The organism is Stutzerimonas stutzeri (assembly GCF_013522825.1).
Classification (GTDB): domain Bacteria; phylum Pseudomonadota; class Gammaproteobacteria; order Pseudomonadales; family Pseudomonadaceae; genus Stutzerimonas; species Stutzerimonas stutzeri_AK.
Map to the genome: position 1 here is coordinate 61,590 of NZ_JAAMQZ010000001.1, position 25,767 is coordinate 87,356.

The 25,767-nt window shown below is 62.9% G+C and carries 29 protein-coding genes; 12 read left to right on the forward strand and 17 right to left on the reverse strand.

Going from position 1 to position 25,767, the window contains the following annotated elements:
* Positions 1 to 52 precede the first annotated feature (52 nt).
* Together rpsI and rplM are read right to left on the reverse strand one after the other, a co-directional pair.
* A complete protein-coding gene (rpsI, locus tag G7020_RS00295) occupies positions 53 to 445 on the reverse strand; it encodes a 30S ribosomal protein S9 (protein WP_181082061.1) in 393 nt (130 codons plus the stop codon).
* Positions 446 to 459: 14 nt separating this feature from the next.
* Positions 460 to 888, reverse strand: a complete 429-nt coding sequence (gene rplM, locus G7020_RS00300) for a 50S ribosomal protein L13 (protein WP_168425219.1) — start codon at positions 886 to 888, stop codon at positions 460 to 462.
* Between the two features lie 415 nt (positions 889 to 1,303).
* Between rplM and G7020_RS00305 the strand changes: the two genes are divergently transcribed.
* Complete coding sequence (locus tag G7020_RS00305) at positions 1,304 to 1,984, forward strand: energy-coupling factor ABC transporter permease (protein ID WP_181082062.1); 681 nt, start codon at positions 1,304 to 1,306, stop codon at positions 1,982 to 1,984.
* A 66-nt stretch (positions 1,985 to 2,050) separates the two neighbouring features.
* On the opposite strand, the gene yacG is transcribed toward G7020_RS00305, so the two are convergent.
* From yacG to mdtD, 3 genes are all read right to left on the reverse strand, one after another.
* Complete coding sequence (gene yacG, locus G7020_RS00310; protein ID WP_181082063.1) at positions 2,051 to 2,248, reverse strand: DNA gyrase inhibitor YacG; 198 nt, start codon at positions 2,246 to 2,248, stop codon at positions 2,051 to 2,053.
* Complete coding sequence (gene coaE, locus G7020_RS00315) at positions 2,245 to 2,865, reverse strand: dephospho-CoA kinase (RefSeq protein WP_181082064.1); 621 nt, start codon at positions 2,863 to 2,865, stop codon at positions 2,245 to 2,247. The genes yacG and coaE overlap by 4 nt, the downstream gene beginning before the upstream one ends.
* Positions 2,866 to 2,990: 125 nt before the next feature.
* Complete coding sequence (mdtD, locus tag G7020_RS00320; RefSeq protein WP_181082065.1) at positions 2,991 to 4,403, reverse strand: multidrug transporter subunit MdtD; 1,413 nt, start codon at positions 4,401 to 4,403, stop codon at positions 2,991 to 2,993.
* Between the two features lie 316 nt (positions 4,404 to 4,719).
* Here mdtD and G7020_RS00325 point away from each other — a divergent pair, with 316 nt between their 5' ends.
* The 4 genes from G7020_RS00325 (at position 4,720) to G7020_RS00340 (ending at position 7,907) form a co-directional block, all read left to right on the forward strand.
* Positions 4,720 to 5,253 (forward strand): iron transporter, encoded by a 534-nt coding sequence (locus G7020_RS00325; RefSeq protein WP_181076756.1) that lies wholly within the window; start codon positions 4,720 to 4,722, stop codon positions 5,251 to 5,253.
* Between the two features lie 14 nt (positions 5,254 to 5,267).
* Positions 5,268 to 5,600 carry a cupredoxin domain-containing protein gene (locus G7020_RS00330; RefSeq protein ID WP_181082066.1) on the forward strand — a complete coding sequence of 111 codons (333 nt, stop codon included), beginning with the start codon at positions 5,268 to 5,270 and terminating at the stop codon, positions 5,598 to 5,600.
* A 76-nt stretch (positions 5,601 to 5,676) separates the two neighbouring features.
* Positions 5,677 to 6,534, forward strand: a complete 858-nt coding sequence (locus tag G7020_RS00335) for an FTR1 family iron permease (RefSeq protein WP_181082067.1) — start codon at positions 5,677 to 5,679, stop codon at positions 6,532 to 6,534.
* Positions 6,531 to 7,907 carry a 4Fe-4S binding protein gene (locus G7020_RS00340; protein ID WP_181082068.1) on the forward strand — a complete coding sequence of 459 codons (1,377 nt, stop codon included), beginning with the start codon at positions 6,531 to 6,533 and terminating at the stop codon, positions 7,905 to 7,907. The genes G7020_RS00335 and G7020_RS00340 overlap by 4 nt, the downstream gene beginning before the upstream one ends.
* 27 nt (positions 7,908 to 7,934) lie before the next feature.
* Here the strand turns inward: G7020_RS00340 and G7020_RS00345 are convergent, their stop codons facing one another.
* The 3 genes from G7020_RS00345 to G7020_RS00355 are packed head-to-tail and all read right to left on the reverse strand — an operon-like array spanning position 7,935 to position 10,830.
* Positions 7,935 to 8,630: an anaerobic ribonucleoside-triphosphate reductase activating protein gene (locus G7020_RS00345; RefSeq protein WP_181082069.1), complete on the reverse strand. Its 696-nt coding sequence runs from the start codon at positions 8,628 to 8,630 to the stop codon at positions 7,935 to 7,937.
* Positions 8,627 to 8,794, reverse strand: a complete 168-nt coding sequence (gene nrdD, locus G7020_RS00350) for an anaerobic ribonucleoside-triphosphate reductase (RefSeq protein WP_181082070.1) — start codon at positions 8,792 to 8,794, stop codon at positions 8,627 to 8,629. The genes G7020_RS00345 and nrdD overlap by 4 nt, the downstream gene beginning before the upstream one ends.
* A gap of 29 nt (positions 8,795 to 8,823) precedes the next feature.
* Positions 8,824 to 10,830, reverse strand: coding sequence for a ribonucleoside triphosphate reductase (locus G7020_RS00355; protein ID WP_181082071.1), 2,007 nt, complete (start codon positions 10,828 to 10,830; stop codon positions 8,824 to 8,826).
* A 239-nt stretch (positions 10,831 to 11,069) separates the two neighbouring features.
* On the opposite strand from G7020_RS00355, the gene G7020_RS00360 reads away from it, so the two are divergent.
* Both G7020_RS00360 and G7020_RS00365 read left to right on the forward strand, forming a co-directional pair.
* Positions 11,070 to 11,747 carry a Crp/Fnr family transcriptional regulator gene (locus tag G7020_RS00360; protein ID WP_181082072.1) on the forward strand — a complete coding sequence of 226 codons (678 nt, stop codon included), beginning with the start codon at positions 11,070 to 11,072 and terminating at the stop codon, positions 11,745 to 11,747.
* Between the two features lie 98 nt (positions 11,748 to 11,845).
* On the forward strand, positions 11,846 to 12,244 hold the full coding sequence (locus G7020_RS00365; RefSeq protein ID WP_181082073.1) for a putative zinc-binding protein: 399 nt from the start codon (positions 11,846 to 11,848) through the stop codon (positions 12,242 to 12,244).
* Positions 12,245 to 12,390: 146 nt separating this feature from the next.
* Here the strand turns inward: G7020_RS00365 and ubiT are convergent, their stop codons facing one another.
* From ubiT to norR, 5 genes are all read right to left on the reverse strand, one after another.
* Positions 12,391 to 12,885 (reverse strand): ubiquinone anaerobic biosynthesis accessory factor UbiT, encoded by a 495-nt coding sequence (ubiT, locus tag G7020_RS00370; protein ID WP_181082074.1) that lies wholly within the window; start codon positions 12,883 to 12,885, stop codon positions 12,391 to 12,393.
* The gene (locus tag G7020_RS00375; RefSeq protein WP_181082075.1) at positions 12,879 to 13,769 is read right to left on the reverse strand and encodes a U32 family peptidase; all 891 of its coding nucleotides are present in this window, start codon (positions 13,767 to 13,769) and stop codon (positions 12,879 to 12,881) included. The genes ubiT and G7020_RS00375 overlap by 7 nt, the downstream gene beginning before the upstream one ends.
* A gap of 14 nt (positions 13,770 to 13,783) precedes the next feature.
* Positions 13,784 to 14,779, reverse strand: coding sequence for a ubiquinone anaerobic biosynthesis protein UbiU (gene ubiU / locus G7020_RS00380; protein ID WP_181082076.1), 996 nt, complete (start codon positions 14,777 to 14,779; stop codon positions 13,784 to 13,786).
* A gap of 390 nt (positions 14,780 to 15,169) precedes the next feature.
* Positions 15,170 to 15,379: a hypothetical protein gene (locus G7020_RS00385; protein ID WP_181082077.1), complete on the reverse strand. Its 210-nt coding sequence runs from the start codon at positions 15,377 to 15,379 to the stop codon at positions 15,170 to 15,172.
* A gap of 91 nt (positions 15,380 to 15,470) precedes the next feature.
* Positions 15,471 to 16,997 (reverse strand): nitric oxide reductase transcriptional regulator NorR, encoded by a 1,527-nt coding sequence (gene norR, locus G7020_RS00390; protein WP_181082258.1) that lies wholly within the window; start codon positions 16,995 to 16,997, stop codon positions 15,471 to 15,473.
* Positions 16,998 to 17,143: 146 nt separating this feature from the next.
* Here norR and ytfE point away from each other — a divergent pair, with 146 nt between their 5' ends.
* From ytfE to G7020_RS00415, 5 genes are all read left to right on the forward strand, one after another.
* Positions 17,144 to 17,815 carry an iron-sulfur cluster repair protein YtfE gene (gene ytfE / locus G7020_RS00395; RefSeq protein ID WP_181082078.1) on the forward strand — a complete coding sequence of 224 codons (672 nt, stop codon included), beginning with the start codon at positions 17,144 to 17,146 and terminating at the stop codon, positions 17,813 to 17,815.
* Positions 17,816 to 17,861: 46 nt separating this feature from the next.
* Positions 17,862 to 18,371 carry a DnrO protein gene (locus tag G7020_RS00400; protein ID WP_181082079.1) on the forward strand — a complete coding sequence of 170 codons (510 nt, stop codon included), beginning with the start codon at positions 17,862 to 17,864 and terminating at the stop codon, positions 18,369 to 18,371.
* Positions 18,372 to 18,589: 218 nt separating this feature from the next.
* Positions 18,590 to 19,273 carry a Crp/Fnr family transcriptional regulator gene (locus tag G7020_RS00405; RefSeq protein ID WP_181082080.1) on the forward strand — a complete coding sequence of 228 codons (684 nt, stop codon included), beginning with the start codon at positions 18,590 to 18,592 and terminating at the stop codon, positions 19,271 to 19,273.
* Positions 19,274 to 19,374: 101 nt separating this feature from the next.
* A complete protein-coding gene (locus G7020_RS00410) occupies positions 19,375 to 19,569 on the forward strand; it encodes a DnrP protein (RefSeq protein WP_181082081.1) in 195 nt (64 codons plus the stop codon).
* 141 nt (positions 19,570 to 19,710) lie between these two features.
* A complete protein-coding gene (locus G7020_RS00415; protein ID WP_181082082.1) occupies positions 19,711 to 20,571 on the forward strand; it encodes a LysR family transcriptional regulator in 861 nt (286 codons plus the stop codon).
* Positions 20,572 to 20,737: 166 nt separating this feature from the next.
* Here the strand turns inward: G7020_RS00415 and G7020_RS00420 are convergent, their stop codons facing one another.
* From G7020_RS00420 to G7020_RS00435, 4 genes are all read right to left on the reverse strand, one after another.
* Positions 20,738 to 21,877: an HPP family protein gene (locus G7020_RS00420; protein ID WP_181082083.1), complete on the reverse strand. Its 1,140-nt coding sequence runs from the start codon at positions 21,875 to 21,877 to the stop codon at positions 20,738 to 20,740.
* Positions 21,878 to 22,196: 319 nt separating this feature from the next.
* Positions 22,197 to 23,315: a methyl-accepting chemotaxis protein gene (locus G7020_RS00425; protein WP_181082084.1), complete on the reverse strand. Its 1,119-nt coding sequence runs from the start codon at positions 23,313 to 23,315 to the stop codon at positions 22,197 to 22,199.
* A gap of 81 nt (positions 23,316 to 23,396) precedes the next feature.
* Positions 23,397 to 24,140 (reverse strand): SDR family NAD(P)-dependent oxidoreductase, encoded by a 744-nt coding sequence (locus tag G7020_RS00430; RefSeq protein ID WP_181082085.1) that lies wholly within the window; start codon positions 24,138 to 24,140, stop codon positions 23,397 to 23,399.
* Between the two features lie 111 nt (positions 24,141 to 24,251).
* On the reverse strand, positions 24,252 to 25,442 hold the full coding sequence (locus G7020_RS00435; protein ID WP_181082086.1) for an NnrS family protein: 1,191 nt from the start codon (positions 25,440 to 25,442) through the stop codon (positions 24,252 to 24,254).
* Positions 25,443 to 25,767 lie beyond the last annotated feature (325 nt).

The window sequence follows — 25,767 nt, forward strand, 5'->3', positions numbered from 1 at the left end:
AAAAAAGCGCCCAGATTCTTGCGAAACTGGGCGCTTTTCTTGGAAGCCTGAATTAGCGCTTCGAGTACTGCGGACGCTTGCGCGCCTTACGCAGACCGATCTTCTTACGCTCTACTTCGCGAGCATCGCGAGTAACGAAGCCAGCCTTGCGCAGAGCAGGACGAAGAGTCTCGTCATAATCCATCAGTGCACGGGTAATGCCGTGGCGAATAGCGCCAGCCTGACCACTTACACCACCGCCCAGGACGGTAACGTAGATATCGAACTTCTCGACAGTCTCGGTCAGCTCCAGCGGCTGACGAACGACCATGCGAGCGGTTTCACGCCCGAAGAAGTTGTCCAACTCGCGGTTGTTGATGGAAATCTTGCCAGTACCGGGGCGCAGAAAGACGCGCGCGGTTGCAGTCTTGCGACGGCCAGTGCCGTAATTTTGAGTCGCCGACATAGTGAACTATTCCGTTAAATCTTCAGTTCTTGGGGCTGCTGAGCGGTATGCGGATGGCTGGCACCCTTGTACACCTTCAGCTTACGATACATGTCGCGACCCAGCGGATTCTTCGGCAGCATGCCTTTTACCGCGGTCTCGATCACACGTTCTGGCGCCTTGGCGATCAGCTTCTCGAAGTTGATCGACTTGATGCCACCCGGGAAACCGGAGTGGGAGTAGTACATCTTGTCGGTGGTCTTGGCACCGGTAACACGCACTTGCTCGGCATTGATAACGACGATGTAGTCGCCGGTATCGACGTGAGGGGTGTATTCCGCCTTGTGCTTGCCACGCAGGCGGCTAGCGATCTCGGTTGCCAGACGACCCAGGGTCTGGCCGGCAGCGTCGACGACGAACCAGTCGCGCTTGACGGTTTCCGGTTTAGCAGTAAAAGTCTTCATTCGTTATAGCCTCAGGGGCCGCCCTGAAAATAAGACGGCGAATCTTACTGAATGGTGCTCGTCCTGGCAAGACCAGGACAGCCGGAAACAGACGCTATCGGGGGCTCGGGTCAGCGCGTCCGCTACGGCAGTGATTTGGCAGGCTAGGCATCCCCTGCCTTGGTTTTGTGTCGGCGGGCTAGGCATCCCCAGCGACAGGCTGCGGAATTATCCCGATTACCAGCGAAATAGCAAGCAGCTTCGACCTGCGCAACGCCAGAACATGACAGCAGCGCACAAATACCATCGCCCCGACGGTTTTCTATCCCCAGCAGCAGCTTTCCTCGCACGAACCAGTTCCCGCACGATCGGTCACAATTGCACCACTTATGATCCGTCCACTATCGATAAAGCTCCGCGACGAGGAGAAACAAGGATGATTGCCGCCGAACTGCTCGCACCGTCCAGCCTCTTTCTGGGCTGGCTGCTCTATGCAGCCGGGCTGGCCTGGGCATGCATGCGAGCACCCTGGGTGGAGCTTTTCAGCGATACCCGCCGCCAGCACCTGATGTGCGGCGCGATGCTGGCGATCTTCCTGCTCTGGCTGGTCCGCCGGGATTTCGATTCCGGGCTGTCGGTACACTTCATCGGCCTGACGGCGGTGACCCTGCTGCTGGACTGGCCCCTGGCAATCCTCGCCGCCTTTATCGCCCAGGTCGGCCTGACCCTGATCGGCCATCAGCAGCCAAGCGCGCTGGGCCTCAATGGGGTGCTGCTGGTATTGATCCCGGTTGGCGTCACCTATCTGTGCGCACTGCTGGTCGAGCGCCTGCAGCCACGCAATCTGTTCATCTATATATTCTTTTCGGGCTTCTTCGCCGCAGGTCTGGCAGCGCTGTTCTGCATTCTGGCCGGACTCGGCATCCTGCTGTTCGATGGACGCTACCCGATGCCCCCCTGGCTCGATGACTTCGCCGGCTTCATCTGGCTGCTGATGTTTCCCGAAGCCTTCATCAACGGCACCGTAGTCAGCGCACTGGTCGTGTTCTACCCGGACTGGGTGGAAAACTTCAATCGAAGCCGTTACCTGCAGGCGCCGCCCTGGAATGATGAGTAGGAATCAGCGAGCTGGCGATGCTTACCGCCAACTCGCCCATACGGCAGAAACACCTTTGGCAGGCCGTCAATGCCGGCGTGGCGGCACATCGCCCGAGAACACATCGTCTTCCAGCTCGTCGCCGGGGATCACGTGCTCCTCCGAAGCCCAGGCGCCCAGGTCGATCAGCTTGCAGCGATCCGAGCAGAAAGGCCGGTTCGGGCTCTGCGGCCCCCACTCCACCGGCGCACGACAGGTTGGACATTCAACTACGGCAGTACTCATTCCTGACCTCCTCGCAGCGTCAGATAGAAATTGTGCAGGCGCTCGACCTCAGCCTTCAGCCAGCTCATGTCACTATCATTGAGCAGCACGTCATCGGCATGACGCAGGCGCTCTTCGCGACTGGCCTGAGCCTTGAGGATGGCACGAATCTGCTCTTCGCTGGCCTGATCGCGCCGGGCGGCACGCTGCAGCTGCAGCGCCTCGGGCACATCGACCACCAGCACACGGTCGGCCTGGCGGTATTGACCGGACTCGATCAGCAGCGGCGAAACCATGATCGCATAGGGCGACTGCGCCCTGGCCAGATGCTCGGCAATCTCCTGACGAATCAGCGGATGCAGCAACTGCTCGAGCCACTTGCGCTGCTCCGGGTCCTCGAAAACCAGCCCGCGCAACACCGCCCGATCCAGGCTTCCATCCGACGCGAGGACGCTCTCACCGAAGCGCTGCGCAATCAGCCCCAACGCCGGCCTGCCGGGTTCGACGACCCAGCGCGCCGCATGGTCGGCATCCACCCAGTGCACGCCGAGCTCGCCGAACGCCTCGGCCACCGCACTCTTGCCGCTGCCGATACCGCCGGTCAAACCCAGCACCCATGGCTTCTTCGTCGGACTCATCAGCACATCATCCAGCCAAAAAACGACGCGCAGTAGTAACGCCTTGCAGGGACAGATGCAACAGCCTGCGGAGTCGCCACTCCAGACTCTCCTCGACACATGTGCGCTCGAAAGACAGGCGTCTCTTATTCCAGGTCCACAAGCCGAGCAGCCATCTTCTGCTTGCTGTCCAGTTGAAAGAACAGCGCGGCGGCCAGCATCGACATGCCGCCGATACACAGAAAGGTCATCTGGAAGGCCTGCAGCACGGCCTCGCCATCGCTACCGGGAAGGGTAAAGCCGCCCAGCAAGGCCCCGGCGGCAGCGACGCCGAGACTCATGGACAGCTGCACCACCACCGACAGCAGGCTGTTGCCGCTGCTGGCGTCCTGATAGCTGAGCCCGACCAGGGTAACGGTGTTCATCGCCGTGAACTGCATCGAGTTGACCATGCCGATCAGGCTCAGGTGCAGCAGCAACAGCAGCGTGGGCGTAGCGGCATCGATGGTGGCCAGGCTGGCGATGAGGCCACCCAGCAGCAAGGTGTTGCCAATGAGGATGCGCCGGTAGCCGAGGCGATCGATCAGCGGCTTGGCCAGCGGCTTGATCAGCATGGCGCCAAGCGCCAGCGGAATCATCATCATCCCCGCCTGCGCCGGCGAATAGCCCAGCGCCACCTGTAGCAACAGCGGCAGCAGGAAGGGCAGCGCGCCACTGCCCAGCCGAGCGAACAGATTGCCGAAGATGCCTACGGCGAAACTGCGGGTACGGAACAGCGAAGGACTGAACAGCGGTTTTTCGATATGCCCGGCACGCAGCCAGTAGGCGGTCAGACAGGCAAGGCCGATGACGATCAGAAGCAGCACGCGGGCATGCGGCATATGCATTTCGCCCAGACCTTCCAGCGCGATGGTGATCAGCACCATCGCCGCCCCGAACAGGATGAAACCGAAGGTATCGAAGCGTATCCGCTCGGCGCTTTTCAGGTCGGGCATGAAGCGAAACGCCGCGATGCCGCCCAGCAGCCCCACCGGCAGGTTGATCAGGAATATCCAGTGCCAGGACGCATACTCGACCAGCCAGCCACCCAGTGTCGGACCGATCAGCGGGCCGACCATGCCAGGCAACGCGATAAAGGTCATCACCCGCACGAACTCGCTGCGCGGATAGGCACGCAGCACCACCAGACGCCCCACCGGCAGCATCAGCGCCCCACCCATGCCCTGTATCACACGCGAGATCACCAACTGGTTGAAGCTGGTGGACATCGCGCAGAACAGCGAACCGAGGGTGAACAGCACGATGGCGGAAAAGAAGATACGCCGCGTGCCGAAGCGGTCCGCCAGCCATCCCGACGCCGGGATCAGCAACGCCACGGTCAGCATGTAAGCGATGACCACGCCCTGCATGCGCAGCGGATCCTCGGCCAGATCCCGCGCCATGGCCGGCAGGGCCGTGTTGAGAATGGTGCCGTCGAGGGTTTGCATGAAGAACGCGATGGCGACCAGCCACGGCAGCACCCGGGCGGTGCGGGCGTCCAGCACAGCGGTTTGAGGCATGGGCTTCCCTGATTGAAAAATACATATGGTAGGCCGCGAGCCAGCTCGACACACAGCTCATTTCCGCTCGCGGCGCTTTCCTGAACGCCGCCGCGCGGTCTGATGAACCGGCTCGCAAGGGTGTGACAACTTAACGCAGCGGGATGCTCGTAGCCCTTTTCATCCGCACGCTTGAGCCTGCCGAGCCTTCACCTCAGAGCAGACCCGCCCTATACGTAACAAAGTATTTCCGTCAGAATTGACGCGAATCATTATCGTTAACCCTTGCGGATGCGAGTCTTGCTTCGTCATTCATAACGCTCCTTACGGAGGCTACATGCGTATTCCCGTTACCCTCGCCATCGCATCGCTGATGCTGACGCCCCTCGCCCAGGCCAAGGAATATCCCATCGGTGAACCACAGCAATGCGGCGGCATGGAAGTCGGCGCAGTGTACCTGCAGCCGGTGGAGATGGAGCCGGCTGGCATGATGCGCGCCACAGCCGAATCCGACATCCATCTGGAAGCCGACATCGCCGCCACCGAAGACAACCGCAACGGCTGGCAGGAAGGCAGCTTCGTGCCCTACCTGAACATCAAATATTCGCTGAGCAAGAAAGGCTCGGACGAGAAGATCGAAGGCGACTTCCACCCGATGGTGGCCAACGACGGCCCGCATTACGGCGACAACGTCAAGCTGATGGGCCCCGGCAAGTACCAGCTGACCTTCACCATCCTGCCGCCGGGTGGCGATCACGCCATGTTCGGTCGTCATGTCGACAAGGAAACCGGCGTCGCGCCCTGGTTCGAACGCTGCGAGCTGAACTACGAGTTCACCTACGCCGGCATCGGCAAGAAAGGCGGCTATTGAGCCGGAGGCCAGCCATGCGACGCGCCCTGTTGCACCTGCTGCCCCTGTTCGTCGTCGGCTTTGCCGGCGGCGCCCAGGCTGGCCTGCCCACTTACGAGCTGACCATCCGCGACGGCCATTTCGAGCCGGCGACCCTGGAGGTGCCGGCCCGTCAGCGCTTCAAGATCATCATCAACAACGCCGGCAGCGGCCCCACCGAGTTCGAGAGCACGCCGCTGCGAGTGGAAAAGGTCCTCTCCGCCGGCGTCACCTCGTTCGTCGTGATTCACCCGCTGAAACCGGGCCGCTATCCCTTCTTCGACGAGTTCCACATGGATCTTCCCGAAGGGGAAATCATCGCCAAGTAGTCCCTGTGGCCTGCACGGCTGCGGCCTCGATAGCGAAACCGAGCCCGCCATCAGGCCACCCGACAGGAGAAGCGCCATGGGCCAATCCATGTTCATCGTCTGGCGCGAAAGCGTCGAGGCCCTGCTGGTCATCGGCATTCTGCACGCCTGGCTGAGCCAGCAACCGGATAATCGCCATGCGTTGCGCATGCTCTGGGGTGGCGTGGCCGCCGGGCTTGGGCTGGCGACGCTGCTGGCCTGGGGCATTCTCAGCGCTGGCGACTGGCTGGCCGGCCCGGCGGGCGAATGGTTCCAGTGCGCCATGCTGCTGGTGGCCAGCCTGCTGATCCTGCAGATGGTCGGCTGGATGCACCACCACGGGCGCGACCTCAAGCGCAGCCTGATCGACAACGCCAGCGCACACCTGAGCCAGGGCAGCGGCATCGGCCTGCTGGTGCTGGCTATGCTCGCCGTGGCCCGCGAAGGGAGCGAGACGGTGGTGTTTCTCTATGGCATCGGCCATCAGCAGCAAGGCACGGACCTGATCGGTTTCGCCATCGGCGGCGTGCTTGGCTTCGTCCTCGCGCTGCTCAGCTACGCCGCACTGCAAGCCGGCAGCCGGCTGTTTTCCTGGAAGCGTTTCTTCAAGGTCAGCGAAGCCCTGTTGCTGCTGCTCGGCGCGGCCCTGCTCATGGCCGGGCTCGACCGCTTCAGCGGCCAGTTGATGGGCATGGACATTCCGGAAGTGTTCTACAGCCTCTTCGGCGATCCGCTCTGGGACACCTCCGCCCTGCTCGATGACGGCGGCCCCCTGGGCAGCACCGTCGCGGGGCTCACCGGCTACCGCGCCATGCCATCGCTGGCCGCCGTGGCGCTGATGGGGCTGTACTGGCTGGCCGTCTGGGCCTGGTTGCGAGCGAAACCGGAGGCTCGTCTGGAGGCTCGCGTCGCATGATCACCAACGCTCCCTGGCTGGCGCGCGTCGGTGACCTGCTGCGCCAGCATGCCAAGGCCATCCGGCTGATCCAGTGGCTGGTAGTCGGCTTTTATCTGATCCTGCTGCTGGTGCCAGCCGTCCTCTCACTGCCGCCGTCCGAGGCGCGCATGCTCGACAACATCACGGTGTTCGCCCAGTTCCTGTTCTGGGGACTCTGGTGGCCCTTCGTGCTGCTGTCGATGGTGTTCTTCGGTCGCCTCTGGTGCGGCGTGCTCTGCCCGGAGGGCTCGCTCAGCGAATGGATCAGCTGGCGCGGGCTGAACAAGGGTACGCCGCGCTGGATTCGCTGGAGCGGCTGGCCGACCGTCGCCTTCATTCTGACCACCGTCTATGGCCAGCTGATCAGCGTGTACGACTATGGCCGGGCCGCGGCGCTGATTCTCGGCGGCTCGACCGTGGCCGCGATGCTGGTGGGCTTCCTCTACGGACGTGGCAAGCGCGTCTGGTGCCGGCACCTGTGCCCGGTGAGCGGCGTGTTCAGCCTGCTCGCGCGCCTGGCGCCGGTCCACTACAAGGTGGACGAGGAGCGCTGGCAGGCCAATCAGGGGCCGCACCTGCCCACACCCAACTGCGCGCCGCTGATCGACATCCGCCGCATGCAGGGCAACAGCGACTGCCACGCCTGCGGTCGCTGCAGCGGCCAGCGTGGTGCCGTCGCCCTCGCCGCTCGTTCGCCCAATGAGGAAATCCTTATCGTCGGCGGGCAATCGCAACAGGGCCATTGGGACAGTACCTTGCTGCTGTTCGGCATGATCGGCCTGGCGATGGGCGCCTTCCAGTGGACGGTCAGCCCCTGGTTCATCACGCTCAAGCAGACCGCCGCCGAATGGCTGGTGGATCGCGATATCTTCTGGCCGCTCGAAGCCAACGCGCCCTGGTGGCTGCTGACGCACTATCCGCAGGCCAACGATGCCTTCAGCTGGCTCGATGGCGCGGCGATCCTGAGCTATATCGGCGCCAGTTCGCTGGTGATCGGCGGCGCGCTCTGGTTGCTGCTGCGTGGCGCGGTACGCCTGATGAACCGGGGCGACAACCTGTTCCACCACCTGGCGCTGACCTTGACGCCACTCGGCGGGGCCGGGCTGTTTCTCGGCCTCTCGGCGACGACCATCAAGCTGTTGCGTTATGAAGGTTTCATCCTCGCCTGGGCGCAGCCAACCCGAGCGCTGATGCTGGCCGGTGCGGTGGCCTGGAGCCTCTACCTGGCCTGGCAGGTGATCAGCCGCCACGGCGCCAACGGCCTGCGCCGACTGACCGCCCTTGCCTGTGTGGGCCTGGGCAGCGCGGTCGTCGGCTATGGTTGGTATCTGCAGTTCTGGGGCTGGAGCTGAGGTTCGCGGGATCGAGCCATGCCCTGCTCAACCGCGCAATACGAATGATGGAAACAGCTTGCCCATGCGCTCCCACAGACGCAGCTGATCATGGGGGGCGCGGCTGTCCGGCAGGCTCTCGTCGAGCATCCGGGCGGTGCGCACGCATTGCACGACGAAGCGCTCGACGCCTTGCCTGCGCAGGCGCTGGGCCATCTGCCAGAGCCGATCGGCATCGAACAGGTGCCAGTGCACGGTGGTGCGGCATTCATGGGCGACGCCGCTGTCGAGCAGATGCTCGAGGCTTTTCCAGTTGGCCTGGCCGCTTCCCTCCACACCGGTGATCAGCGTGCTGTGCTCCGGCAGGGCCTTGATGTCGAAACCCACCCAGTCCACCAGCGGCAATACCTGGCGAAACAGCCTGGGTTTGATCCCCGCGCTGTGCAGGCCGATCTTGAAGCCCATGGCGCGCACCTGGGCAATCGCCTCGGGCAAGGCCAGCTGCAGGGTCGGTTCACCACCGCTGAAGACGACCGCTTCGAGCAGGCCGACGCGCTGTTCGAGGAAGTCGATAATTTCCTCCCAGGATCTTTCCTGCGCGCCGCAGGCCGGAATCAGCTGCGGATTGTGACAGTAGCGACAGCGCCAGCCACAACCCTGGCAGAACAGCACGCAGGCCAGGTGATCGGGAAAATCCAGTGTGGTCAGGGGGACCAGCCCCCCGACCCGTAACGTCGCGATCACGCAACCGCTGCCTGCGCGGCGGCTTCGGTGAAGTGCTGCCGCTCGCGGTGCTCGGACTGCTTGCCGGGATTGAACGCGGCGACCGGGCGGTGATAACCCATGACGCGGGTCCAGACCTCGCAGCGCTGGCGCTGGGCTTCGGGTAGTTGAATCGTTTGCTTCATGGTGCTCACTCCGTTGGGTTGGAAAGGGTTCAGGCGCAGCAACTCTGCTGTTTCTGCAGCAGTGCTTCGTCGCACTTGGGACAGAATTCGTGTTCGCCACTCAGGTAGCCGTGCACGGGGCAGATGGAAAAGGTCGGCGTGATCGTCAGATAGGGCAGACGGAAACGCCCGAGCGCCTTGCGCACCAGGTTCTTGCAGGCCTGTGTCGAGGAAATCTGCTCGGCCATGTACAGGTGCAATACGGTGCCGCCGGTGTAGCGGGTCTGTAGCTCATCCTGCAGCGCCAGCGCCTCGAAGGGATCGTCGGTAAAACCCACCGGTAGCTGCGAGGAGTTGGTGTAGTACGGCGCCTCGTCGGTGCCGGCCTGGAGGATGCCCGCAAAGCGCTTGCGATCTTCCTTGGCGAACCGGTAGGTGGTGCCTTCCGCCGGCGTGGCTTCGAGGTTGTAGAGATGACCGGTTTCTTCCTGAAAGCGCACCAGCACCGCCCGCACATGGTCCAGCAGTTCAAGGGCCAGCGCCCTGCCCGCAGCCGTATGCAGGCCCTCGGCATCCTCGCTGAAGTTGCGAACCATCTCGTGCAGACCGTTCACGCCAATGGTCGAGAAGTGGTTGCGCAGCGTGCCCAGGTAGCGCTTGGTGTAGGGATACAGTCCGGCATCCATGTGATGCTGGATGACCTTGCGCTTGACCTCGAGGCTTTCCTTGGCCATTTCCAGCAGTGCATCGAGGTGTTCGTACAAGCCGCGGCGATCGCCCTGATGCAGGTAGCCCAGGCGCGCGCAGTTGATGGTCACCACGCCGAGCGAGCCGGTCTGCTCGGCGGAGCCGAACAAACCGCCGCCACGCTTGAGCAGCTCGCGCACGTCCAGCTGCAGGCGGCAGCACATGGAACGCACCTGGTTGGGCTGCATGTCCGAGTTGAGGAAGTTCTGGAAGTACGGCAGGCCGTAGCGCGCCGTCATCTCGAACAGGCGGTCGGCGTTTTCGCTGTCCCAGGGAAAGTCGTGGGTGATGTTGTAGGTCGGAATCGGGAAGGTGAACACCCGGCCCAGGCCATCGCCGGCCTGCATGACTTCTATATAGGCGCGGTTGATCAGTTCCATCTCCGCCTGCAGCTCGCCATAGGCGAAGGGCATCTCCTCACCGCCGATGTAGGGAATCTGCTCGCGCAGGTCCTCCGGGCAGACCCAGTCGAAGGTCAGGTTGGTGAAGGGCGTCTGCGTACCCCAGCGCGACGGCACGTTGAGGTTGTAGATGAACTCCTGGATGGCCTGGCGGATTTCGCCATAGCTCAGGTTGTCCTTGCGCACGAAAGGTGCCAGGTAGGTATCGAAGGAGCTGAACGCCTGGGCGCCGGCCCACTCGTTCTGCAGCGTACCGAGGAAATTGACCATCTGCCCCAGCGCGCTGGACAGATGCTTCGGCGGCCCCGCCTCGACCCGTCCGGGAATGCCGTTGAAGCCCTCGTTGAGCAGCGAACGCAGCGACCAGCCGGCGCAGTAGCCGGCCAGCATGTCGAGGTCGTGGATGTGCAGGTCCGCCTCGCGATGCGCGGTGCCGATCTCGGGGCTGTAGACCTCGTCCAGCCAGTAGTTGGCGGTGACCTTGCCGGACACGTTGAGAATCAGCCCGCCCAGCGAATAGCCCTGGTTGGCGTTGGCCCGCACGCGCCAGTCCTCGCGGGAGAGGTACTCGTTCATCGAGGAGGCGACATCGACGATGGCCTTGCGGTCGCGGCGCAAACGCCCATGGCGCTCGCGATAGACGATGTAGGCACGCGCGGTGGCGTAGTGGCCAGCCTCCATCAGCCCCCGTTCGACGGCGTCCTGCGCCTGCTCGATCTGCACCACCCGCTGCGGCAACCGCAGCACTACCCGGGCAGCCAGCGCCTGTGCCGTTTCGGCATCGAATTCACCGGTGGCATGTCCCGCCGCCTTGATCGCCTGCACGATCTTGCCCAGCTCGAAAGCCACCAGCCGTCCATCGCGCTTGCGCAGCGAGACCGGTTGATGCAGTTCGGCGACTTCGTTCATCAGACCCTCCAATGCACTACATATAGATTAATTAAACTAAAAAACCACAATATGCTGTGCACATTAGAAGATCATGCCTCGGTGCGAATTGACCATGGTCAATTCGCACCAGGCATTTTCAAACCGGGAGTCCGGTCATTTCGGCAAGCAATCTTGTCAGCGGTCAAGGAGCAATGGGCGCCGGGCCTTTTAGGATGCAGCCTCGAACAATCCTGGACTCGCGCCGGGAGGGAGAAACCATGCTCACCGAAACATCTCTTGTTGCGGAGCTGCGCCGCCACCACCTGTTCAGCCGGCTTCCCGAGGCTGCGATGCAGGAAGTCTGCGCTTCGGCCAATCTCCGTCGCCTGCCCGCCAGCACTGTGCTGTTCCATCAGGGTGACAAGGCTGATCGGTTCTACTTTCTGTTCAGCGGCCAGGTGAAACTGCATCGTGTGGTGTGCGACGGTCAGGAAAAACTGGTGGAAATCATCCGCAGCGGCGAGTCCTTCGCCGAAGCCCTGCTGTTCACCGGTACGCCCAACTACCCGGTCAGCGCCACGGCGCTCAAGGCCAGCCTGGTCGCCAGCCTGCACGGCTCGCACTACCGACGCATGCTCGAAGAACATCCGAGCATCTGCCTGGACATCCTCGCCACCCTGAGCATTCGCCTGCACCAACGCCTCAACGAAATCGATACCCTGACGCTGGCCAACGCCAGTCACCGAGTGGTGCGCTTTCTATACCAGGCTCAGGAAGGCGAGAGCGGTGTGGTCACCCTCGACGTGCCCAAGCGCCTGATCGCTTCCAAACTCGGTATCCAGCCGGAGACCTTCTCACGCATCCTGCATCGGCTGATCGAATCAGGAATGATCAACGTCCAGCGTCGACGCATCGAGATCCTCGACAGCCAGGGTCTGGCCGCCTATCAGGAGTGAACGCGGCACATTGCCGCAGCGTTCTTGATAGCCGTCAAAGCAGGCAGGCGAGGTCGGCAACATACTGCCCTGGACTCGCACCCGAACAGGAGAACGCCATGACCAAGACTCCCCGCCTGCCTCTGGTGTATTCCTGCTCCGGCTGCTCCAACGTGGCGCAACTGGCCAACACCCTCGCGGTACGTCTCGACCGCGCCGGCATTGCGGAAATGTCCTGCATCGCCGGTGTCGGTGGCCGGGTCGGCTCGCTGGTCAACAAGGCCAACTCGGGACGCCCCATCCTCGCCATCGACGGTTGCCCGATGCATTGCGCACGCGCCTGCCTGGCGCAACATGACGTCATCGCCAACGTCCACATCACCCTCAGCAGCTACGGCCTGCGCAAGCGCTACCGCGAAGATTGCAGCGAGGAGGAAACCAACGCGCTGTTCGAGGACATGAAGAGCATCATCGCCAGCGACCGCATGCAGCCCACACATCGCCTGCATTCGGTCTGAGTGCCTGAATATTGATTCGCGGGCGTGGCCCGCTCCACATGGGACGTGCACCTGCGTAGGAGCGGCCCATGGCCGCGAAAGGAACCGCGCAGACGGTCGCCTCAAAAAGCAGGTTCGTGCCGACACCTGACGGGAACATAGCCACGCTATACGGCTGCGGGCTGCGCTCGGCCTGCCTGCGCCACTTCCTCACCCGCCCCTTGCAGAATCTTCCACAGCCAGGGCGGCAGCATGTCCGGGTCGAGACTGTCGATCAGGTTCTTGATCGCCAGCCCCAGTTCGGTGTCGCCCTCGATCACCAGGCGACGACGGAAGAACAGGGTGTCGGGGTCCTCCTGGCGGCTGGCGAGCAGCAGGAACTCGCGCCAGTTGCCACGGATGGTCACCTGCACCGGCGCCTGCTCGGCAATGCGCAGCTTCTGCCGGTCGCAGCTCAGGCACCAGCCCAGCTTGAGGTCGGCCACTTCCAGGCGCATCCAGTTGCCTTCCAGCACCTCGAAGGCGCCATCGGCCAGCGGCTCGGCGAACACCTGATTCAGGCTGCGTTCGAGCGCGATGCGCTGCAACGTGAAGGGCGTGCGCGCCGCCAGCGGCAGCAGGTGCTCACCCAGTTTCAACAGCTGTGCACGTGGCTTCAGCATAGCCCGGCCTCCTCTGCGCGCAGCATGCCCGGCTGGCCGTGCCAGTAGCCGTTGCAGCCCTCGACCGCGAGCGGCGGCAGTGCCCCCTTGCGCACCGCATCGAATGCCGCGACCACCTCGCTCATGCCCGAGGCACGCGGGCTCAGGCGCAGCAGGTCGGCGCCGCTGGCCACCAGCGCCGGGTAGTCGGCCAGCAGGTTGCTGACCGAGGCCGACATGGTCTGGATGCCATTGATGGTGAACAACGCCTCGCCCTCCTGGCTGAGCAGCGGGATGCCTTCCGGGTAGTTCTGGCAGCAGAACTGGCAGTCGTCCTTGGGGCGGTTTTCCGCACGCGCGGTAAAGCAGCGCGCCGAATACGCCAGGGGCAGATGGCCGTAGGCGAATATCTCGATTTCCGGCGGCGTCACCTCGATGCTCGCCAACTGCTCGCGGGCGCTCCTGATCATCGCCCCGGACATCTCCACCGGCGGCACCCAGCGGTACATGCCGCTCTTCACCAGCTCGGCCAGCGCATGGCCGTTGTAGAGATTCAGTGCCGGGCCGCCGACGAAGGGCAGGCGCTTTTCCGACAGGTACTGCACCGCGCCCATGTCGTTGGCTTCGACCAGCAGCTCGCCGTTGTCGCACAGGCGCTTCAAGCCGGACAGCTCCGAGGCGGCTTCGATCAGGGTCAGCCCGGACAGCACGATCTGCGCCGACGATTCCTGGGTCAGCTCCCGGCCCAGCCCGATCCAGTCATCCAGGCCCAGGTCGCGACGCTTGGAACAGACGGTTTCCCCCAGGTAGATGACATCCAGCGGCAGGTTGGCCATGTCGGCGTAGAAGTTCAGCGTCTGCTGACGATCCCAGTAGAACAGCCCGGGGCCGAGACTGAGTTTCATGGTTGGCTCCTCGTTCATTGCCAGGCCCGGTGGTAAGCGCCCAGGGTGGTTTGCGAGCCTTCGGAGAGGCCGTCGAGCACCTCGCGCCAGCCCGGCTGCACGGCATAACGCTGCGGCGCCTGCAGGTAGGCATCCAGCGCGGCGCGCCAGACACGGGTGACCTGCTCGACATAAGCCGGACTGCGCTGGCGCCCTTCGATCTTCATCGCCGTGACACCGATGGAGGCCAGCTCGGGAATCAGGTCCAGGGTATTGAGGCTGGTCGGTTCTTCCAACGCATGGAAACGCTCGCCATTGACCATGAAACGGCCCTTGCACAGCGTCGGATAGCCAGCCGATTCGCCCTCGGCATAACGGTCGATCAGCACATTGTTCAGGCGCGAGGTCAGGCCTTCCGGCTCCTCGCTCCAGCGCACGGCCTTGGCCGGCGAGCAGACGCCGCAGAGATTCGGCGACTCGCCGGTGAGATAGGACGACAGATGGCAGCGGCCCTCGGCCATGATGCACAGGCTGCCGAAGGCGAACACCTCGATCGGCACCGGACTGCTCGCCGCGACCTGCTTGACCTGCTTGAGCGACAGCACCCTCGGCAGCACGGCGCGCTTGATGTTGTAGCGCTGCTGATAGAAGGCCAGCGCCGCAGCATTGGTGGCCGAGCCCTGGACCGAAAGATGCAGGTTGAGCTGCGGGTGACGCTGGCTGGCGTAGCCCAGCACACCGGGGTCGGCGGCGATCAGCGCATCCATACCCATGTCCGCCGCCTGATCCACCGCACGCTGCCAGCGCTTCCAGCCATCGGGCTGGGCGTAGGTATTGACGGCGACATAAAGCTGCCGACCCTTCTCGCGGATCAGCTGCAGGCCCTTGTCGAGCTGCTTGTCATCCATATTGAGCCCGGCGAAATGGCGGGCGTTGGTGTCGTCTCTGAAACCGACATAGATGGCATCGGCGCCCTGCTGGACGGCGGCCTTGAGCGCGGGCAGGCTTCCTGCCGGACAGACCAGGTGCATGGCAACTCCTAGACAATCGGATACATGCGCGCCACGCCACAGGCGACGGCGGCTTTCCGGGGCTGAAAGGAAACAGCCGGCAGTCTAGGTAGATGCCCTTCGGGCAACATTGACAAACATCAAGGAGGAGACCCGTGCAGGAAGCTGAAAGCCCGCCCACAGGTCTGTAAGGCGCACACGGACCAATCTATAGGAGTAGGTCGAATTAGCCGAAGGCGTAATCCGACGGGCAGACTCACAGACAACCATAGAGCCATGGACGGACACGGCTTTCGCTCATAGGCTGTCTGATCGTGCGTTCGTCGTGTCGGTGAAGCATGACCCGACCTACGATACGACCTGCTTCTCGTCCAGCCTTCCAGCCTCCAGCGCTCTTATCGGCTCTTGTGCCTATACCCCTTCATCCCCCTGAAACTCTTCCGTCGCGCGGGCGACCATCTGCCGCCAACTGCCGGATTCCTCGGCCAGCAGGCGCATGGCTTTCAGGCTGGCCTCGAAGGCCGCCCGGTAATGCAGCGGCTGGTTCTCGCTGACCGCAAGGTCGGCGTGCGCCTGCGCCTGCATCAGCAGCGCCTCGAATTCCTGTTGATCCAGAGCCATGAGCTGTCCTCTTCTTGTTATAGAGCTGAAGGATAGACCCTGGCGCAGTACCGACCATTCCCGACAAGCGACACACGGCGCGCAGCCGTCATCACTTCAACTTCAGCCGCCGCGCCAGCTTGTGCAGGTTGCTGGGGTCGACGTCCAGCAACCGCGCGGCCTGCGCCCAGTTTTCGCCGCTGGCCTCCAACGCCCGGATGATGGCCTGGCGCTGGCTGGCATCGACCGCTTCGCGCAGCGGGACAATCGCCATGTCATCGGGCAGCGGCGTCTCGACGGCCCGGGCCAGTGGCGTCAGGTGAGAGCTGTCCAGATCGAGCAGGTCAGGCTCCAGCGTGAGTATCTCGCTGCGCGAGGCACCACGGCTGAGCAGCCGCAGCGCGGCCCGGCTGATCACATGTTCCAGCTCGCGCACATTGCCCGGCCAGGCATAGGCCAGCAGCGCGCGTTCGGCAGCCGGTGACAGGCGCATGCTGCGCAAGCCCAGCCGTGCGCGGTTCAGTTCGAGAAAGTAGCCGGCGAGGATCAGCACGTCGTTGCCGCGCTCGCGCAGCGGCGGAATCGGTGCCGGATAGACCGACAGGCGATGATACAGGTCAGCGCGGAAATTCCCGTCGCGCACGCTTTCGCGCAGGTTGCGGTTGGTCGCGGCGATGATCCGCACATCCACCTGGCGCGGCTTGTCGGCGCCCAGTCGCTGGATTTCGCCATTCTGCAGGGTGCGCAACAGTTTCGCCTGCACCGTCAATGGCAGCTCGCCCACTTCATCAAGCACCAGGGTGCCGCCATTGGCCGCATCGAAACGCCCTGGACGATCCGTGGTGGCGCCGGAAAACGCGCCCTTCATATGGCCGAACAGCTCGCTTTCGGCCAGCGATTCGGGCAACGCCGCACAGTTGACCAGCACCAGCGGCTTGTTGCGTCGCCGTGAGTGACGGTGCAGCCAGCGCGCAAACAGCTCCTTGCCGACGCCGGTTTCACCCAGCAACAGTACCGGCAGCTCGGAGTCGGCCACCACTTCCAGTTCGCGCAGCAGCTCGGCAATCACCCGGCTCTGCCCCAGGATCTCGCCATCGGCAGGCATCCGCATGGTTTCCAGCACATCGCTGCGCGCCAGCCGCAGGCCACGGTTTTCATGTTCCAGCCGGGTGATGCGGATCGCCGCTTCGATCACCAGCGTATAGCGCTGCAGATCGCGCCGGGCATCATCGTCGAAGGTTCCGGCATGCAAGGCATCGAGCGTCAGCGCGCCCCACAGCTTGCCCTCCACGTAGAGGCTGACGCCCATGCAGTCATGCACCGGCAGCGGCTCACCGACATGCTCGTCGAGCAGGCCGTCATAGGGATCGGGCAGACGACTGTCGGGCTCGAACCAGGCCGGCTCACGCTGCGCGAGAATGGCGGCGAGGCGCGGATGCTGGGCGACGACGAAGCGCCGCCCCAGCGCCTCCTGCACCAGCCCGACGGCTGCCAGTGGCCGCAAGGTATCGTCATCGAGTCGCAGCAGCACCACAGCACCACAGCGAAAGCGCTCGTGCAGGGTATGCACCAGCCGTTGCAGGCGAACCGCGCTGGGCAACTCGGCGACAAGATCGGCAAGTAGCGCTTCTTCCATCATGGTCATCTATACCCTCAAGGTTTTTATAACCCTATATCGCTTCGGTATTTTCCACCATGCTTATTTTTATTTTCTTGTTTAACAACAAGTTGGCAATGGCATGCCGATTGCGATGATGAGGTAAAACTTCAACCCGGAAACGCCTCATGACCACTGCACTGACCGAGCAAACCCTGGGCAATCTGGCCTGTCTGATCCCTGGCGCTACCCGCGTATTTCGCCAGTACAAGCTGGATTTCTGCTGTGGCGGCAACACCAGCCTGCACGATGCAGCCCTGCAGCGTGATCTCGATGCCCAGGTGATCGCCGCCGAACTTGCCTTATTGAGCCGGACGTCCGACAACGAGCCGGACTGGCGCAACGAATCGGCAGGCACACTGATCGAACACATCCTCGAACGTTTCCATGAGCGTCACCGCGAACAGTTTCCCGAACTGATCCGCCTGGCCAGCCGCGTGGAACAGGTTCATGGCAACAAGCCCGGCTGCCCGCTCGGCCTCGCCGAGCACCTGTGGGACATGCAGCAGGAACTGGAAAGCCACATGCTCAAGGAAGAACAGATTCTCTTCCCGATGCTGCGACGCGGCATCGAAGTCCCGCAGACCCACGGCCCCATCGCGGTCATGCGCTACGAGCATGACCAGCATGGCGCCGCGCTGGCTCAACTGGCGGCACTCACCAACGACATCACCCCGCCGGCCAATGCCTGCAATACCTGGCGCGCCCTGTATCGAGGGCTGGAAGAACTGCGCGACGACCTGATGCAGCACATCCATCTGGAGAACAACATCCTGTTTCTGAAGACCCCAGCACACTGAGACCCAGCGGGTCACACCGCTCGTGATTCGAAAAACCGGAGGCGATATGAAAGCAGTCATCCAACCTTTGGCCTGGGGCCTGGCGCTGGCTTCGATCCTGGCGCTGGCCAGCGGCGTCGCGCTGGACGTGGTCATCAGCACTGCGCACGCTACGCAAAGCCATCACGACCATGCCAGCCCAGCTGCCGCACCTGCGGCGACCGGCGAGCAATGGGCGACCGACGCGCCGTTGCGCGAAGGCATGACGCGCCTGCAACGCAGCGTCGAGGCGGCCCTGGCCGGTAATCCCGCGCAGCCCATTGGCGAAGCAGAAGCCATCCAGTTGCAAAAGGATGTCGAGACGCACGTCTCGTACCTGCTTGAGAACTGCCAATTACCCGAGCAGGCCGATGCCGCGCTTCACGTGCTGCTGATCGACCTGCTGAAGGGCGCCGAAGCACTGTCCGAGCCGGCGGAGCGCGAACAGGGTATCCAGCGCATCCTCGCCAGCCTGCATCAATACCCCGAGCTGTTCGCGGCGCCGCACTGGAGCGAGCCGGACAGCCACAGCCATTGAGCAATTTCTCAATCCGGTCCAGGCCAGATCGCTATCCAGCGCAACACTGGCCTGTATCAATAAGAAAGCCCGTATTGTTGGGCTAGTCTTCACTGAGTGCTGCCTTTCGGATTGCCCAAGACGATCCAAAGGCATACCGTTCGGGTACGAGCAATCTGCGCCTCACCGTTAATGAAGGTGTATGCGGGTTGCCAATTATTAGAAACAGGATGCCTTGCATGGTGCTTCATCGCGTACACAACCAGATCCTTCGCAGCCACCATCTCTTCGAGCCGCTCAATGACGAGCAGATGGATGAGTTGATGAGCTCCAGCCAACTGCTCAATCTGGACAAGGGCGACAACCTGTTCCACCAGGGCGAGCCGGCGCACTCCTTCTATTTCGTCATCTCCGGCGCCATCAAGATCTACCGGCTGACGCCTGACGGGCAGGAGAAAGTCTTCGAAGTCATCGGCAACCGCCAGACCTTTGCCGAAGCCATGATGCTGATGGACACACCCAACTATGTCGCCTCGGCGCAAGCCGTCTGCCCATCGCAGGTGTACCGCTTCTCCAACACCGCCTACATGCGCCTGCTGGAAGCCAACCAGCGACTGTCCTTCGCCCTGCTCGGCAAGCTGAGCGTGCGCCTGCACCAGCGCATCAATGAGATCGAAACACTGTCGCTGAAGAACGCCACCCACCGTGTGGTGCGCTACCTGATGACGCAACTGGCACGCACCCGCGATGGCAGCAACAGCTTCGAGTTGCCGATGGCCAAGCAGCTGATCGCCGGCCACCTGTCGATCCAGCCGGAAACCTTTTCGCGCATCATCCGCCGCCTGATCGATGAAGCCGTCATCACCCAGGACGGTCGCCAGATCACCATTCTCGATCCCCAGCGCCTCGAACTGTTCGAGTGACAGTCCGGCAGTCAGCCGACGTTGCAACTGCGGTTGATTACCGTCAACCGTGATTGCACGGTCGGCATGGCAAGCTCGCATTGATCGATGAGGACACCGCCATGCCCAAGTGCCTGTACTGCCAGCAAGACAACCCGCCCAGGGATACCGAATGCGGCACCTGCGGCATGCCCCTGCCCGAACATGCCGACAGCGCACCGGAACGCCGCCAGCGACGCTTCCTGTGGTTCTGCATCGGCCTGACGGTATTCTGCGGCGCGATGATCCTCTGGCTGCCGCGCGGCAGCATTGGCTAACAGCCGTCACGCCTTCCTAGCCACCGCTGGCGCACGGCTGCTCAGGCCTGAGACGAGATTATTTCGCTTAAACATTTCTTATGGCTTTATGAGTAGTCATTTAAACTACTTTCATATCAATTTAATCAATACGAGCCGCTCATGGATATCGATCTCGCCCGCACCTTTCTCGAGATCATTCGCAGCGGCAGCTTCATCGCCACCGCCGAGCGCTTGCATATCACCCAGACAGCGGTCACCGCGCGCGTGCGCAGCCTGGAGCTGCAGCTCGGCTGCCGCCTGTTCACACGCAACCGTGCCGGCGCACGACTGACCAGCGATGGCGAGCGTTTCGTCGCCTATGCCACGCAACTGGTACAGACCTGGGAAACCGCAAAGCGCGACCTGCCGCTGCCACGCGGTTACGACAAGCTGCTGTCGCTCGGCGCCGAAGTAAGTCTGAGCAACCCACTGATGCTTGCCTGGGTGCAGCGGCTGCGCCAGGCGCTGCCCGATCATGCCCTGCGCAGCGATGTGGCCAGTGATAACGAACTGCAGAAGAAACTCGAACTCGGCGCCCTGGACGCCGCGCTGGTCCATCAGCCAGCCTACTGGCCAGGCCTGCAGGTCGAGCAGGTGCTGGAAGAAAAGCTGATTCAGGTCGTGCAGTCGGTCAATCCCGAGCCTTACATCTATGTGGACTGGGGACCGGCCTTTCGTGAGCGGCACGACCTCGCCCTGCCGGGCAACATGCGCTCCGCACTGTCCTTCAGCCTGGGTCCGCTGGCGCTGCAATATCTGCTGCAATGCGGAGGGCGCGGCTACTTCCGTACCCGCGTGGTGCAGCGCTATCTGGATGAAGGCATTCTCAAGCGGGTCGAGCAGGCGCCGGAATTCAGCTACCCGATCTATCTGGTGTATGCGCGTGCGGCGCAATCGCCGGCCCTGTTCAGAGCCATCGAACTGCTGCGCGAAGTGGCCGAGGACGATTACGACTGGTCACGCTGGAACTACGAAATCTGAAACCCTCCGACAGATCACTGCAAAGGCTCTGTTGAGGATGGATGCGGCCCTGCAGGAGCGGGCCATGCCCGAACAAGTCCACGCCTCGCTGCGGAACCCTTCACGAGCATGGCCTGTTCCTACGGGATTTCAGGGCACATAGCCCTTGTGCCCCTGCAGCCGTCGATCAATCGGGCAGGTGCTTGAGCCAGTTCCGATAGAGCGCCGCGATCAGATCGGTCTGGGTGATCATGCCCACCAGTCGCTGCTGTTCATCCACCACCGGCAGGCAGTGCAGCCCCCGGTCGGAGAGCAGGAACACCAGATCGACCATGTGTGCATTTTCACGCACCGATACCACCGGGCTGCTCATGATCGCGCGCAGATGGACGCCGCGCAGAAACTTCAACTGACCGAACTTCAGGCGCGCCGACGCCGGCCTGAAATGCTTGAGCAGATCGACCAGAGTCACGATCCCAACCAGCGTGTGGCTGTCGCCCTCGAGCACCGGCAGGGCATGCAGGCGGTGCTCGCGCAGCGTCTGCCAGGCACGCTGGATGGTGCAGCCCGGCGTGCCCCAGTACAGGTCGCGGGACATGATGTCGGCGGCGGTGATCTCGCCCATGCTGCGCCGCAGCGCATGTTTCTCGGTCTGCTTGATCAGCTGCGCAAGGTCATCGCGGGTAATATCCACATACTCGCCGAAATCCTCCAGTGCCCGCTCGACATCATCCTCGCTGAAGCTCATGCGCTCGCTGGGCAGCGCATCCCGGGTGTGATGGGAATTGCCCTTCTGTGGCCTGGCCTTGGGATAGGGATGCCCGGTCAGGTTGTTGTAGATCAGCGCCACCGCAACCAGCAGAAACGAGTTGAACGCCACCGGATAGAGCAATGCATAGCCGGACGCCGCGATCTGCGGGCCGCCTACCACCGCCACCAGCGCCAACGCAGCCCCTGGCGGATGCAGGCAGCGCAGACCGAACAGACTGGCGATCACGAGCCCCGCGGCGATGCCGGCTGCGGCAACCACTGGCATGCCGCTGGCACCCAGCGCCACACCGATCAGCGTCGCGATCAGGTTGCCGGCGATAACCGCCCACGGCTGGGCAAAGGGACTCGACGGGGCAACGAACAGCAGCACAGCGGTCGCTGCCGCAGGCGCCGCCAGCGGCAGCATGGTGGCTGCGCCGAAAACCCAGGCGCTGAGCGACATCACCAATGCCAGCGCCACGCCGACACCCGCCGAGGCACGCAGCCATTCGATTGGCCGGGCGATCAGGGGTTCGGGCACAAAGGATCGACACCAGTCGAAGAGGCGTTCTTGCATGAATTCAACTATGGGATTTGAACGGTAGAGGGCGTAGCTCGCGAAAAAATGTCCTTCCCTGGACCGCGTACTAGCAACGCTTCAAGACCTGGCTGGCGCGAGGAGCAGACACGCCAGCCGAGGGATGCGTCGATTATCGGCATGCCTAACAATGAGCGCAAATGAATAGTCTTGCTTATTTATAGCAATATCTTTGTTGCAAACAGGGCAATTCCTGTTTCGCTCAGTGCACAGGGAGCCCGGGGCGAACGTATCGCCAAGCATGGCCGAATGATCCCGGCCCTACGGGTGGGACCGTGGCGGTTCGCCAAGTCACGTTTCAGGTGAATGCAGGCTCCGCCTGGGCGCTCGCCTCATGCTCGCGCACCACGGTGGCCACGATACGCATCACCTCCAGGTTGGCCTCCTCCATCCGACCGAGGCAGGCGAGGGTCTCGTCCAGCGCCTGGCGGCTGCAGGCCTGGATCGCCTGTTGTCCCTGAGCATGCACGGCAATGTGCGGGCGCTCGATCTGCCGGAAATGATCCTGCTTATGCATGCTGCGATTCGCCTCGCCGTAATACCAGCGACCGAAACGGCATTCGTGTTCGTCCGGCAGCGTCGGCGCGTTCTGCCGGGTGGAGTCCAGAACGTAGTTGTACACCACGAACTTGAGCGAAAGCTCGTCCAGGTTCGCCAGTTCGATACCGGCGCGAAACGACGAACTCTCGATGCCCTGACGCATGCTGCCAGCCAGCTGGTAGAGCCTCTCCATGGCATCGACCGCCATTTCCGTCGTGCGGCTGAAGCCCTTCGCCATGCCGCTTTGCGACTGGATATAGTCATGGACGTTGGCGGTTTCCGCCTGGATCTCGCCGATCTTGCGCACGATGTCGCCAGTGGCCAATGCCGTCTTTTCGGCCAGACTGCGGATTTCACCAGCCACCACCGCAAAACCGCGCCCGGCCTCCCCAGCCCGCGCCGCCTCGATGGCTGCGTTCAGGGCCAGCAGATTGGTCTGGCTGGCGATACCGCTGATGAGATCGACGATGCCATTGATTTCTTGCGAACGCCCGGCAAGGGTGTCGACCTTTGCCGAAGCCTGGTTAAGCCCGTCTTCCATCTCGGCGGCCCTGCCCTGCAACTCGCCGAAGTGCTTCTGATTGCTCAAGGCCGCGTCAGCGACCTGCTCCGCTCGCGCATGGTTCTCGCCAAGCTGCCCGGTGAGGTATTCGAACGAGTCCCCCAGGTGAGCGACGGAGGTGCTGAAGCGAATCAGATTGCCGGCAACGCCACGATAATAGTCGAGTTGCTGCTGGCTATCCCGGCTGCTCGTCCTGGCTGTTGCCAGTTGCTCCTGCAACACGGCGATACGGGCAGCCTGTTCGTCACAGGTCGCCTGCAGGGCGTCGCGCTCCTGCTGTAACTGCCTTGCGGTCTTCTTCCACTTGAACAGCATGCTCGCTCCTGGTTGGAGGGGGATTAGTCAGCGGCTGGTTTCAACGCTGCCTGGTCGAGGGCAGTGATTGCAAACGCCCTTTCAGCTTAGGGTGTAGCCGTTATCCACCACCCAGTCCTGACCATAGACGCCACGCGCGCCCTGGGATAGCTGAAACACAATCACATTGGCCACCGCAGCCGATTCCAGAAAATGCCCCGGCAGCAGGCGCTTGCCCACGCCTTCGGCGACCTGCTCGAACTGCTCATCGCTCAACCCCAGGGTGCCCCAGATCGCCGTCGCGGTCGGACCCGGCGAGACAATATTGATGCGCACATCCATCGGCGCGAACTCCACCGCCAGCGTGCGCGCCTGTGCAAGCAGCGCAGCCTTGCTGGCGATATAGGCGGCCAGCCCCGGGAAGGTGCTGCGTATCAGAAAGGTGCCGATGAATACCACCGAGGCCGGTTTGGCCAGCTCATTGCGCAGCGCCCCGAGGGTATTGAGTGCGCCCGCGCCGTTGACGGCCCACTGGCGGTCGAAAGCGCTCATGTCGAGGCTGTCACCCAGTTCGGCGATACCGGCATTCGGTACCAGATAGTCCACCGGACCAAGCTCGGCTGCGCGCCGGGCCAGTGCGTGCAGGTCATCCTTCGAGGTGACATCACCCGCCAGCCAGTGCAGCTGTTCGGCATAGGTTTCCAGCAACGGGCCCAGCCCGCCCAGGCTGCGCGACATCGCCAGCACGCGGGCGCCGCGCTGGAGCAACGCCGCACACAACGCCAGGCCGATGCCGGAACTGGCACCAGTGATCACCGCGAGGCGATCCTTGAATTCGTTTTTCATACTTCGTCTCCGATGCCGGCATTTTGCCGAGCCGCAGGCTGCCCTCCCGCGCTGGAAGGGCAGCAGTTTTTTCCGATAACGGCCATAGGCCAGGAATGATTTGCCTGATGATCAGCCCGGATGGCCATCGACGCGCGCCGACACCAGCATCGGTGCATAGCGCCAGACGTAGAGCGCCAGTGCCACGGCCCAGCATGCCGCTGCCAGCCAGAGCGAAGCCAGCGGCCAGAGGGTCGAGAAGAACACCCGCGACAATGCGCCCAGGTTGAACAGTACGAAGGCCCAGACGATACCGGGTGGCAGCTCCAGGGGCCGCCCGGTATGACCAAGCGTGACACGTGCGATCATCGCCAGGATCAGCCCGCTCATGGCACCTACACTCAGGGCATGCAGCGAGGGGCTGGGATTGCTCAGCAAAGCGAAGTTCCACAGCGCCAGCCCCACTGTCGCGACCACCAGCCACAACATCGCCAGATGCAGGGACCACAGCAACGGTACGCCCCAGATCCCCTTGTCATACCAGCGCAGCAGACGCAGCAGATGCCCGGCACCGATAGCCAGGAACAGCAGGCCGGTCGCCGCGTTCTGTTGCAGGGCGATTCCACTCGCATACAGCACGGCGATCAGCGCGCTGCCCACCAACAAGCCGACATCCAGCCAGACCCAGGGCTTCACACCTTCGACACGACCCAGGCCACGATGGGTGAAGAACGGAATGACGCGTCCGCCGATCAGCGTCATCAGCGCCGCGACCAGCCAGAGCGCAGCCAATACCCCCTGCCGCTGCAGGCCATCGTTGCCCAGCGCAATGCCGGAAAACACCAGCACCTCGGCGCCGATCATCAGGCTCAGTACGGCCACGATGGGATAGTTGCGCTTCTGTCTGACCACCCAGAGCATGCGCGCCATCAACACCAGCACACCGAGCAGGAACAGCAGGTTGAGCGGAATCAGCAGAACCAGAGGCAAGCCCAACAGCCAGCTCAGGCGGGCAGCCAGCCAGACACCGGCAAGAACCGCCAGCCGGTTGCCGGAAACCCCTGGCTGGCCGGTCCAGGTCTGCCCGGCCGTGAGCAGAAAGCCTGCGACGATGGCCATGGCAAAACCGAACAGCATCTCGTGCCGGTGCCAGGCCAGCCAGCCGCTCGTAGGCTGAAAGCCCGGCCACAGGCCAGTCCAGGCAGCAATCCAGAGCGGAATGGCGAGCATCGCGAAAATGCTTCCGGCGAGAAAGAACGGGCGAAACGCGAGTCGCCACACAGGCGGAATACTCAAGGCTTTTCGCCGATCGAGAACTTGCACAAGGCCTCCTGAACACTTCTTCTGCATCGGGCAGCGAACACTGCGCCGCACCTGATAATGAAAGCTGCCACGATTACGACAGCCAGGTTTACTTTCTACAGCTTAGGGGGCTTCGACAGACTTGATTGCAATCAGATTTTTCAAGAGAGGGCGCTCCAACGACGAGCGGCTACGAAGCGCTTCGTCCTGGAGTCCGTTGGCCTGAACGAGAATGCGAAAGTGATTGCCCGCCCCCTTTCCCCATCCTCCCCTGTCCGCATCAAACCTTTGCCAGAAAGGAAAATATCTTTGCCGCAAGGGGATTTCGCCATCTCCCTCTGCCCTC

What these genes read in the sequence shown, in the direction of transcription:
- rpsI (WP_181082061.1), bottom strand. Translation starts at nt 445, where the DNA reads ATGTCGGCGACTCAAAATTACGGCACTGGCCGTCGCAAGACTGCAACC.
- rplM (WP_168425219.1), bottom strand. Translation starts at nt 888, where the DNA reads ATGAAGACTTTTACTGCTAAACCGGAAACCGTCAAGCGCGACTGGTTC.
- G7020_RS00305 (WP_181082062.1), top strand. Translation starts at nt 1,304, where the DNA reads ATGATTGCCGCCGAACTGCTCGCACCGTCCAGCCTCTTTCTGGGCTGG.
- yacG (WP_181082063.1), bottom strand. Translation starts at nt 2,248, where the DNA reads ATGAGTACTGCCGTAGTTGAATGTCCAACCTGTCGTGCGCCGGTGGAG.
- coaE (WP_181082064.1), bottom strand. Translation starts at nt 2,865, where the DNA reads ATGAGTCCGACGAAGAAGCCATGGGTGCTGGGTTTGACCGGCGGTATC.
- mdtD (WP_181082065.1), bottom strand. Translation starts at nt 4,403, where the DNA reads ATGCCTCAAACCGCTGTGCTGGACGCCCGCACCGCCCGGGTGCTGCCG.
- G7020_RS00325 (WP_181076756.1), top strand. Translation starts at nt 4,720, where the DNA reads ATGCGTATTCCCGTTACCCTCGCCATCGCATCGCTGATGCTGACGCCC.
- G7020_RS00330 (WP_181082066.1), top strand. Translation starts at nt 5,268, where the DNA reads ATGCGACGCGCCCTGTTGCACCTGCTGCCCCTGTTCGTCGTCGGCTTT.
- G7020_RS00335 (WP_181082067.1), top strand. Translation starts at nt 5,677, where the DNA reads ATGGGCCAATCCATGTTCATCGTCTGGCGCGAAAGCGTCGAGGCCCTG.
- G7020_RS00340 (WP_181082068.1), top strand. Translation starts at nt 6,531, where the DNA reads ATGATCACCAACGCTCCCTGGCTGGCGCGCGTCGGTGACCTGCTGCGC.
- nrdD (WP_181082070.1), bottom strand. Translation starts at nt 8,794, where the DNA reads ATGAAGCAAACGATTCAACTACCCGAAGCCCAGCGCCAGCGCTGCGAG.
- G7020_RS00355 (WP_181082071.1), bottom strand. Translation starts at nt 10,830, where the DNA reads ATGAACGAAGTCGCCGAACTGCATCAACCGGTCTCGCTGCGCAAGCGC.
- G7020_RS00360 (WP_181082072.1), top strand. Translation starts at nt 11,070, where the DNA reads ATGCTCACCGAAACATCTCTTGTTGCGGAGCTGCGCCGCCACCACCTG.
- G7020_RS00365 (WP_181082073.1), top strand. Translation starts at nt 11,846, where the DNA reads ATGACCAAGACTCCCCGCCTGCCTCTGGTGTATTCCTGCTCCGGCTGC.
- ubiT (WP_181082074.1), bottom strand. Translation starts at nt 12,885, where the DNA reads ATGCTGAAGCCACGTGCACAGCTGTTGAAACTGGGTGAGCACCTGCTG.
- G7020_RS00375 (WP_181082075.1), bottom strand. Translation starts at nt 13,769, where the DNA reads ATGAAACTCAGTCTCGGCCCCGGGCTGTTCTACTGGGATCGTCAGCAG.
- ubiU (WP_181082076.1), bottom strand. Translation starts at nt 14,779, where the DNA reads ATGCACCTGGTCTGTCCGGCAGGAAGCCTGCCCGCGCTCAAGGCCGCC.
- G7020_RS00385 (WP_181082077.1), bottom strand. Translation starts at nt 15,379, where the DNA reads ATGGCTCTGGATCAACAGGAATTCGAGGCGCTGCTGATGCAGGCGCAG.
- norR (WP_181082258.1), bottom strand. Translation starts at nt 16,997, where the DNA reads ATGATGGAAGAAGCGCTACTTGCCGATCTTGTCGCCGAGTTGCCCAGC.
- ytfE (WP_181082078.1), top strand. Translation starts at nt 17,144, where the DNA reads ATGACCACTGCACTGACCGAGCAAACCCTGGGCAATCTGGCCTGTCTG.
- G7020_RS00400 (WP_181082079.1), top strand. Translation starts at nt 17,862, where the DNA reads ATGAAAGCAGTCATCCAACCTTTGGCCTGGGGCCTGGCGCTGGCTTCG.
- G7020_RS00405 (WP_181082080.1), top strand. Translation starts at nt 18,590, where the DNA reads ATGGTGCTTCATCGCGTACACAACCAGATCCTTCGCAGCCACCATCTC.
- G7020_RS00410 (WP_181082081.1), top strand. Translation starts at nt 19,375, where the DNA reads ATGCCCAAGTGCCTGTACTGCCAGCAAGACAACCCGCCCAGGGATACC.
- G7020_RS00415 (WP_181082082.1), top strand. Translation starts at nt 19,711, where the DNA reads ATGGATATCGATCTCGCCCGCACCTTTCTCGAGATCATTCGCAGCGGC.
- G7020_RS00420 (WP_181082083.1), bottom strand. Translation starts at nt 21,877, where the DNA reads ATGCAAGAACGCCTCTTCGACTGGTGTCGATCCTTTGTGCCCGAACCC.
- G7020_RS00425 (WP_181082084.1), bottom strand. Translation starts at nt 23,315, where the DNA reads ATGCTGTTCAAGTGGAAGAAGACCGCAAGGCAGTTACAGCAGGAGCGC.
- G7020_RS00430 (WP_181082085.1), bottom strand. Translation starts at nt 24,140, where the DNA reads ATGAAAAACGAATTCAAGGATCGCCTCGCGGTGATCACTGGTGCCAGT.